Annotated in this window: 8 protein-coding genes; 5 read left to right on the forward strand and 3 right to left on the reverse strand. The window is 63.7% G+C overall.

What is annotated here, in order from left to right; translation table 11 throughout:
- Positions 1-66: 66 nt before the first annotated feature.
- The 3 genes from K728_RS0111885 to K728_RS20200 form a co-directional block, all read right to left on the reverse strand.
- A complete protein-coding gene (locus K728_RS0111885; RefSeq protein WP_443110975.1) occupies positions 67-696 on the reverse strand; it encodes an RcpC/CpaB family pilus assembly protein in 630 nt (209 codons plus the stop codon).
- A gap of 164 nt (positions 697-860) precedes the next feature.
- On the reverse strand, positions 861-1,214 hold the full coding sequence (locus tag K728_RS0111890) for an FmdB family zinc ribbon protein (RefSeq protein WP_024476859.1): 354 nt from the start codon (positions 1,212-1,214) through the stop codon (positions 861-863).
- 93 nt (positions 1,215-1,307) lie between these two features.
- On the reverse strand, positions 1,308-1,943 hold the full coding sequence (locus K728_RS20200) for a 5-formyltetrahydrofolate cyclo-ligase (RefSeq protein WP_084442886.1): 636 nt from the start codon (positions 1,941-1,943) through the stop codon (positions 1,308-1,310).
- An 88-nt stretch (positions 1,944-2,031) separates the two neighbouring features.
- Here K728_RS20200 and galU point away from each other — a divergent pair, with 88 nt between their 5' ends.
- The 5 genes from galU (at position 2,032) to K728_RS0111920 (ending at position 6,444) form a co-directional block, all read left to right on the forward strand.
- On the forward strand, positions 2,032-2,928 hold the full coding sequence (gene galU, locus K728_RS0111900) for a UTP--glucose-1-phosphate uridylyltransferase GalU (RefSeq protein WP_019481588.1): 897 nt from the start codon (positions 2,032-2,034) through the stop codon (positions 2,926-2,928).
- A gap of 10 nt (positions 2,929-2,938) precedes the next feature.
- Positions 2,939-3,619 (forward strand): GNAT family N-acetyltransferase, encoded by a 681-nt coding sequence (locus tag K728_RS0111905; RefSeq protein ID WP_024476861.1) that lies wholly within the window; start codon positions 2,939-2,941, stop codon positions 3,617-3,619.
- Between the two features lie 40 nt (positions 3,620-3,659).
- Positions 3,660-4,667 (forward strand): hypothetical protein, encoded by a 1,008-nt coding sequence (locus K728_RS0111910; RefSeq protein WP_051317686.1) that lies wholly within the window; start codon positions 3,660-3,662, stop codon positions 4,665-4,667.
- A 61-nt stretch (positions 4,668-4,728) separates the two neighbouring features.
- Complete coding sequence (locus K728_RS0111915) at positions 4,729-5,922, forward strand: phosphotransferase (RefSeq protein WP_237742144.1); 1,194 nt, start codon at positions 4,729-4,731, stop codon at positions 5,920-5,922.
- A gap of 102 nt (positions 5,923-6,024) precedes the next feature.
- A complete protein-coding gene (locus K728_RS0111920; protein ID WP_024476864.1) occupies positions 6,025-6,444 on the forward strand; it encodes a hypothetical protein in 420 nt (139 codons plus the stop codon).
- The last annotated feature ends 195 nt before the right edge of the window (positions 6,445-6,639 follow it).

Genomic DNA, 6,639 nt, shown 5'->3' on the forward strand with positions numbered 1-6,639 from the left:
GCGCTAGCGCAATGTCCTCGCCCGTGCCCTCGCCCGTGCCCTAACTCGATGGTCTAACTCGATGTCCTAGCCGGGTGGTGCGCCGGTCAGCACCAGATGAACGTTGCCGGTGCTGGTGGCGCCCGCCAGGGCTGCGGCGTCTGCCGGTGCTGCGGCAACCACCACGAGCCCTTCGCTCTCAGAGTTGCCCGGCCAGACGCCCGATGGGCCGCTGCTGGGGGCAGCCGAGGTCCACAGCACCGGCAAACCCCGAGCCAGCACGGTTGTGTCACCAGGTACGTCGAAGCCATTCCCCGTGCTGAGCACAACTTCCACATAGTGGCCGGGGGACAGCAGCTGGACCGTTGACGGGTCCGACGGGCGTAAGGGTACCGCGACGGTGCCTGCGGGTGCGCCGGTGAGCAGCCCTGATCCGACAAAGGCGGTGGGGGTGAGAACGAAGCCGTGCGGCAGGGGAGTGGCGAGCTGTTCACCCACTACTTCGCTCGGGTCGGCGAAGGACGCGGACATGACCGCCTCGGCCGGCAGTTCAACAATGGTCAGGTGGGCGGCAGTGAGAACGGTACCCACCGGGAGATCTGCCGCCGCCGCAACAACGCCGACGCGGGTCTGCTCGGGAGGGATCAACGCCTCCACGGCCACTGCCGTGGCCAGGCAGAACAGCATTGCTGCCAGGAGCCTGCGGTTTCGGAACACGAACCGCCCGACGCGGTGCGAGGATTCCCCGGCTCGTTGGGGGTGCCGTGGTGGATGTTTGCCAAGGGCCATCCACAAACGTTAGAACCGCTTTGGGAGCACGAGGGGCGCTTCGCCTGCTATGTGGATAAAGCCACTGTGGCAGACGGTGTTCAGCGGTGTCACTAGCTGGCGGCCGCGGTGGTCTTTGTCGCCGGTGCTGACTTGGTGGGGGCCGGGGAGGCGTCCTTGCCCGGGCCTGTGGTGCTGGGTTTGTTCTCGGAGCTGCTGGATGACGATTCAGAACCCGAGCCGGTGGACGCGACGGAATTGCTCGCACCGACGTCGACTGACTTCTTGCTGTCGCGGGAATCATTGCGGTAGAAACCGGACCCCTTAAAGACAACTCCCACGCTGTTGAACTTTTTCCGAAGCGATCCGTCGCATTCAGGGCAGACGGTCAGGGAGTTATCGGAGAAGGCCTGGTGAATGTCGAAAGCGTGTTCGCAGTCTCTGCAGGCGTATGCGTAAGTAGGCAAGAAAATCCTCCTGGACAAGCTGTGTTCTTGGGGATCGGTCACCCAAGTCGGTTCGACTGGCACTCTAAGGTCCCGAGTGCTAAGTCTACACCGCTACGCTGCAGGGCTCAGCCGGTGGAACGCGGAGGGGGTGAACGCGCCGCTGAGCGGCATGTCGAGTTCGGTCTTGGCAAGCGACCGCTTCGGTAACAGTTCGTGTTCATAGAGATATGCTGCCGCCGGGAGGTCCGGCACCACCGTCCGTGCCTGGGCAAGGAACCGATCGTAGTAGCCGCCGCCCTGTCCCAGGCGGGTGCCGGTGTGGTCGACCGCCAGTCCTGGCACCAAAACGAGGGAGGGCAAGCCATGACGGTCCAGTAGCTCGGAAAAGCTGAAGCGTTCACCTACAGGTTCCATCAGGGGCGCGCGAGGGCTGCGGCGCAGTTCGGCGTCGGCGCTCCACTGGCACCAGGACAGCTGATAGTCAGGCTCGCAGATCGGCACGACGACGTCGTATCCGTCGCGGTTTAACGCGTCAAGGAGCCGCGCGGTCCCTGGTTCAGGGTCCATTGATAGGTAGGCGGCGATCAAACCGCCGTGGGGGCCTGACGATGCCTGCAGCCGTTGTCGGACCTGCTGAGCCAGGCCAGCAGCCGAGCGGAGACGCTCTTCGTTGGACATTTCTCGGCGCCTGGAACGAAAGAACTGCCTGGCATTTTGCTTTTCCGCCGCCGTCGTAGTGTGTCCCATACCGGCACACACTACCGAAACCGACCACTGTTAGCCTCCCGCAGCCAAATGTCGCTATAAGCGGACTGACGTTATGTAGGGTGGTGTCATGAGCTCACGAGTGAACAAGGCTGTCATCCCCGCTGCGGGACTTGGCACGCGGTTTCTTCCCGCCACGAAGGCGATGCCCAAAGAAATGCTTCCGGTAGTCGACAAGCCGGCGATCCAGTATGTGGTCGAAGAAGCAGTCCATGCCGGTATGACCGACATTCTGATGATCACCGGACGCAACAAGCGTTCGCTGGAGGACCACTTCGACCGGGTGCCATTTATCGAGCAGACCCTCGAGGCGAAGGGCGATCACGAAAAGCTCGCCGCGGTCCGTCGTCCATCGGAGCTCGGGGATATCCACTACCTCCGCCAAGGCGACCCGAAGGGTCTCGGACACGCAGTGCTCCGTGCGAAGCTTCACGTCGGCAACGAGCCATTCGCCGTCCTGCTCGGCGATGACCTGATCGACGAGCGAGATGTTCTCCTCAAGACCATGATCGAGGTACAGGAAAAGACCGGTGGGTCAGTGATCGCGCTGATCGAGGTTGACCCTGAGCAGATCAGCGCCTACGGCTGCGCCGACATTTCAGCCATCGACGGCGAAGAGTATGTTCGGGTCAGCGAACTGGTGGAGAAGCCAGCAATTGACGAAGCTCCATCGAACCTGGCAGTCATCGGTCGCTATGTCCTGCACCCGCGGGTCTTCGACGTTCTGGAAACCACCGGCCCCGGCCGCGGCGGTGAAATCCAGCTGACCGATGCGCTGCAGACTCTTGCCTCTGCCGACGGCGAAGGATCAGGCGTATACGGAGTGGTGTTCCGTGGACGCCGGTATGACACGGGAGACAAGCTCAGCTACATCAAGGCCGTGGTCACCCTCGCGTCGGAGCGTGAGGATCTCGGCCCAGACCTCCAGGACTGGTTGAAGAGCTTCACCAACAACCTCAACGGCTAGCCTGTACCCAGTGAGCGGGCAATTCACCTGGCCGGTGACCCTTGAGACCGACGATCTGGTCCTCAGGCCCGTTCGTTTTCGAGACAAGCGGGAATGGTCGGCGGTCAGGCAGCGCAACGCTGACTGGTTGGCGCCTTGGGAGGCATCAAATCCCGCCCCGGGCGGCTACCTGCCGAGTTACACCGAGATGGTCCGGTCGTTGAAGAAACAGGCACGGAGCGGCTCCGCGTTACCTTTTCTGATCACTGAACGCAGCTCTCACCTCCGGGAGACCGCCATTGTCGGCCAACTCACGGTTTCGACGATCGTTTGGGGGTCGGCGATGAGCGCCACTCTCGGCTACTGGGTGGACCGGCAGCGCGCCGGCCAGGGCATCGCCCCCACCGCAGTTGCCCTGGTGACCGACTACTGCTTCCGGAGCCTGGGACTCCACCGGATGGAAATCAACATCCGGCCGGAAAATTCGGCGAGTCTACGGGTCGTCGAGAAACTGGGATTCCGGGACGAAGGGCTGCGCGAGAGTTACCTGCACATTGCCGGTCGATGGGCTGACCATCGCAGCTTCGCGCTGACCCACGACGAGGTCCCCGACGGGCTACTGGCACGCTGGAAAAACCAGGTGGCCCGTAGCCACCGGGACACGGCAATTCACCAACCCGGGGACGACACACCGCCGGCAATACTCACCTGATCGGGGTAAACAACCTACGGTTTTAGACGTGGACTTCTCTATGAACAGCTCGGTGGTGCTCGCCGCTATTGTTGGCCTCTGGCTGATCTGGGTTGCCCCCTACGTTCTTCGTATCCGCCGCCCGGCCCTGTTGGTTGAGCCGGTGGCCACCTCCGCCCTAGTTTCATCAGCAACAGCCGAGAGCAAAGTCTCTCAGGGGAGCATTATGGAAATGTCCGGCCACACTACCGACGCCGCTGGCACCATGGGCGGCGGAGCAGCCCCCAAGGCATACTCGCCCCAGGGCCGGCTCACCATCCGGCGCGGGCGCAGCTCCATTGCGGCCATCGCTGCTGTAGCGCTTCTAGCGGCCGTCGTCTGCATACCTCTCGCAGTCCTGTCCCTGATACCAGCACTGGTACCTGCTGGAGCCTTCGTGCTGTTCCTGCTTGCGGTAGCAGGACTCCGGGTCCTCGCTGTCCGCGATCGGCGTCGTAAGGTCGAGGCGGCATTCGCAGACGCCATGTCACACCGGACGACTGACCTGCCTCCCCGGGCACAAGCGTTCGCCGCCCCGGCTGTTCCCGCCCCGCGGCGGGAGACCAACCTCTTCGACGCCGAAACAACGGGCCCCGCAGCAGAGAGCTCTCCCAACGAGCAGGGGTCGACGACGGGCACAACCGGTACCGCAAACCTGACGGCCATCGAACTGCGCCAGGCGGCCCTGGCCGTCGCCGCCAGTGCCACCGTTACGGAAGCAGCCAGCGTTGATCCCCACAGTTCCGTCTCACCTGACGCTGAGGCGACTACCGAATCCGCAGGAACACCCTGGGAGCCCGTTGAGGTGCCCAAGCCGATGTATGTTGCAGCCGCAAAGGCACAGCGGCAGGCTCCAGCCCCACTGGAGCTCCCTGCTGCTCCGAAGGCACAGGCCAAAACGACCCTGAAACAAGGAGCAGCTGCGCCCGCAGTAGCCAGTCCTGACACGTCATCGGGAAGCAACTCAACCGCCAACCCCACCACTGGCAGGATGAACCTGGATGACGTCCTACAGCGTCGTCGGGCCTGATTCTTCCCACCCAAGGCAGGGGGCCGAGGCGGCCCAACTGCGTTTGCTTGAGGGAGACGACGTGGCTGAGCCACTTCGCCTCGCACTCGCGACGTTAGGACGACGACCCACTCACTGGTCACTGGAACAGGTTCACCACCGTCCCGGGGCCGGGGCAACCGGAATATATCAGGTGCAGGCAGAAGCCGAAAACGGCGAACTCACCACAGATTTTCTATGCGTCAGCACCGCGCCACTACCTGCCGACATCCCCGCAACGGTGCAGCTCAGCGGACCCGACGACACCACTCTAACGGTGTGGCTACACCCTAACGATCCGCTGCTACCCGGGCTGCCGTGGGCGTGCGATGCCCAAAAAGTGGGCGAAGCGCTGTTCCTGGACAGCCAATCAACCGGGTCGTTACCGGAGGGCGTTCCGGTGCTGGCGACGGTCAGCTACCGTCCCCTCAGGCGGGCAGTCCTCATCGCAGACCTGGCCGGCCAGCGGCGTTATCTGAAGGTTCTCCGGGCCGGTCAAGCAGCCCAACTCGCCGCACGCCATCAAATGCTCAGGGCGGCGGCGATACCCGCCCCGTCACTCATCGACGTTCCGGCACCCGATGTGCTGGCGATGCACCCAGCTGCGGGCACCCCGCTTGCTGAACAACTCATGCGCGACGGTGCGGAGTCGCTCAGCCCGAGGACCCTGGTCGAGTTGCTGCGCCGGCTGCCAGCCGAAGCGATGCAGCTGCCGGAGCGGCCAGCCTGGTCGGCACGGGTCCGCGACTACGCCAAGGGAGCTACCGCCGTCCTACCGGGCGAAGCGACACGAATCTCGGAACTCGCCGAACGGGTGCACAGTCTCGTTGCATCAAGCCCTGCCGGCCCCAAAGTCCCGTCGCACGGCGACTTCTATGAAGGGAATCTGTTGGTTTCGGGCGGCAACGTGTCAGGTCTATTGGACGTTGACGCGCTGGGCCCCGGGTACCTGGTTGACGACCTGGCCTGCTTCATCGGGCATCTCGCGGTCTTACCGGCCTTGGACAGCCGTTACCAGCATGTCCCCGCGGCTCTCAACCGGTTCCTGGCAGTATTCGACGGCGAAGTGAACCCGGCCGCCCTTCGTGGCCGTGCTGCAGGCGTGGCGCTCACTTTGGTGGCCGGCGCCAAACACAGGGCGACCACCGCGGATCCGACGTCCTGGAGAGCCGACGCCCTGAAGCGGCTCTCCATCGCGGAGACCCTCGCCAACGAAGCGTTGACGCTTGAAAGCTGACTGATTGTGAGAGGTCTCTCATAATCAGTTCCTCCTCGTCTCACAAACGCGGTGCACAGTAGTTGTACAACCAGTTACTGAGGATCCCGAAAGGACCCCACCGTGCAGAAGCGAAACATCTGGATCGCCACCGGCTCACTCAGCGTTATGGCCCTTGGCCTTGGGGTTGCCGTCGCGGACAGTAACCACGCCCCTCGCGATCTTGGCTCCAGTATCAACCGGTCCAGCGACGATGGGGCCGCCACCAAAGACCGGGCGAACGGCAGCACCAGCCCGGGCGACGACGTCGGGAACGCTACGACCGTCGACTCCGACAGGCTGACACCCTCGCCAGCCCCTTCGCCCACTCCGAAGGCCGCTGAATCCTCAGCGCCCAGTGCCGCAAGTGCTCCGTCTGTCTCGACCCCCGCAGCACCGGCACCCGTCCTGGTTCCGGCCCCAGCCCCGGTTCAGCCACCTGTGGTCTCGGGGAATTCGGGCTACTCGGCCCCCAGCGCTGTGTCGGCGTCAAGTGGGGAATGACCAAATTCTGTCTGGCCCTAAAGAAGGTTGGCCAGCCCTCAAGCCGGGATTCCGGAGTGTTCGCCCCAAGCATTCCGGAATCCCAACCTTGCTGACGGTTTGATCAGTCAGCGGTGTTGGCGGTGCGGTCCCGACGTGTCCGGTACTGCCGCCGCTCCTTTTCCCATGGCGGCGCAGAGCAGGTGACAGTGGCGG

Source organism: Arthrobacter sp. CAL618 (genome assembly GCF_000468215.1).
Lineage (GTDB): Bacteria > Actinomycetota > Actinomycetes > Actinomycetales > Micrococcaceae > Arthrobacter_D.

Bases quoted from the DNA above. Each gene is read 5' to 3' on its own strand.
- K728_RS20200 (WP_084442886.1), bottom strand. From the start codon at position 1,943: ATGGGACACACTACGACGGCGGCGGAAAAGCAAAATGCCAGGCAGTTC.
- galU (WP_019481588.1), top strand. From the start codon at position 2,032: ATGAGCTCACGAGTGAACAAGGCTGTCATCCCCGCTGCGGGACTTGGC.
- K728_RS0111910 (WP_051317686.1), top strand. From the start codon at position 3,660: ATGAACAGCTCGGTGGTGCTCGCCGCTATTGTTGGCCTCTGGCTGATC.